Source organism: Evansella clarkii (assembly GCF_002019695.1).
GTDB lineage: Bacteria > Bacillota > Bacilli > Bacillales > Salisediminibacteriaceae > Evansella > Evansella clarkii.
This window is the reverse complement of record NZ_MTIV01000025.1, coordinates 1-1,849: the sequence shown is the minus strand read 5'-3', so window position 1 is coordinate 1,849 and position 1,849 is coordinate 1. Positions and strand designations below refer to the sequence as shown.

Annotated in this window: 1 protein-coding gene; it reads right to left on the bottom strand. The window is 39.2% G+C overall.

Annotation, left to right across the window (positions count from 1 at the left end; all coding sequences use genetic code 11):
* Positions 1-433: 433 nt before the first annotated feature.
* Positions 434-1,720 (bottom strand): IS110 family RNA-guided transposase, encoded by a 1,287-nt coding sequence (locus BK582_RS26335; RefSeq protein WP_078592918.1) that lies wholly within the window; start codon positions 1,718-1,720, stop codon positions 434-436.
* Between the last annotated feature and the right edge of the window lie 129 nt (positions 1,721-1,849).

Genomic DNA, 1,849 nt, shown 5'->3' with positions numbered 1-1,849 from the left:
CTCCCTCTATAATCTTTTTGTTTTCTTACGAAAACTCCGTTTATCTAAGGATTTCATAGCTACTCTTTTTCATTAGACATTATTTACATGGTTAGTTTTAGCTTATCTTCAAGAAAATGGATGTAAGGGGGCTTGTTGACCAGCTCCACTTAAGTATTTTTTTAAAGTAGAGGGGATTTTACGTATGATCGCCACGATGGATCTCCACGTTTCTCATGGGGTTAACCCTCCCATGTCTCCCAGAGTCGATGCTCCTACATTCCTTCGTTCAACCTTGCCATGAGGGTGGAGGTCAGATATGCTCCCCGCCAGGGTCTCTGCCCGTAGTTTTAGTTTATGTTCTGACTTCTCCGTGCTTCAAATGTCTTAGAATATTAGATTAATTAATAATCAGCTTCGATAAATAGAGTTTTAATAAAACAAAATTATTGAGTTATGCAGCTTCTTGTAAGTTATTAAAATGCGGAATATCACTAAGCATCTTTTCTTCACTGAACTCACATTGTTTTGTGCCTATTGTAAATAAGATTCGTATTAGTTTATTGCATATGGCAATTAAAGACGGCATCTTTTTTAACGGATTGTCTGGACGGGTAGTATAATACTCATGCAGGGCTTTAAAGGCTTGGTTCTTCGCGACTAAAGGCATTACAACTCTAAAGAGGAGAGCTCTTAGCTTCTTTCTTCCTCGTTTTGTAATGGTGGTGCGTCCTTTATGAAGTCCTGATGTATTTTCCCGTAAGTTTAGTCCAGCTAGTTTAATAATTTGTTTTGGGTGAGAATAGTTTCTTAGATCGCCTACTTCAGCTAGAAACGCAGCGACAGTATCTTTCCCTATTCCTGTGATTGCCACCATGTTCTGCACACCAGGAACTTGTTTAAGTAATTCATCTAAATGAGCATCTAGTTCCTCGAACTTTTCTTTGAGTAAATCATATTGAGCCAATAAGGTTTTAAGCTCTAATTTAGCCATGTTATTCCCTTGTTTAATGCCGACTGAACGACTAGCTGCCTCTTTTAATCTCTTCACTCTACTTAAACCAACACCTCTTTGGGCGCCCTTTTTAAGGTGTTGTAAAATTTCATCATCAGATAATTTCAGTAGCTCATCTGGCAGAAGATCAAGCTTTAAAGTACGAAGTGCAGCCTTTCCTTCCCAGTCTTTAAATGCGGTAAAAAACTCAGGAAAATAACGGTCTAGCCAATTGTGTACCTTGCCTTGCACAGACCGGAGGTCCGTTGATAGTAGTTCGCGTATTTTCATGGCCCCTCGGAGTTCCGCATAAACACCTTCAGGGATAATTGGTTCAGCGTAGCGACCATCTTTGACCAGTTGTGCTATGACTTTGGCATCTTTTACGTCATTCTTGGTTGGTGAATTATCGTCTAATTCTTTACTTTTCTTCGTGTGTAACGGATTGACCACAACACACTTGATATTTAATTCTTTTAAGTAATGTGCAAGGTTAAGCCAGTAATGCCCTGTCGGCTCCATACCAACGATAACCTTGTTCATTTGATTAGCAGCTTGAAGTTGATTGATCCAACCTATTAAGCCATCAAACCCTGATTGCGTATTTTCAAAAGTAATAGATTTTCCTAGATCCATTCCTCTGAAGTCCTGTGCTCTTGCGACGTGGTTAAACTTCGCAATATCAACACCTACGATTAGAGTTTCAGCTGTGATTTGAGCTATTTTGTTATTTTGGTTATAATTCATTAGTGAGTCCTCCTTGGTTATCAATTAAGGGTCCTTTTGCGCGCAAAGCTTTGGACACCTCGTATCATACCAAGAGGGCTCTTTTTCTATCAAACTCCAAATTCTTTAATTACAGGAATGCTCCCCGTT

What these genes read in the sequence shown, in the direction of transcription:
- BK582_RS26335 (WP_078592918.1), bottom strand. Translation starts at nt 1,720, where the DNA reads ATGAATTATAACCAAAATAACAAAATAGCTCAAATCACAGCTGAAACT.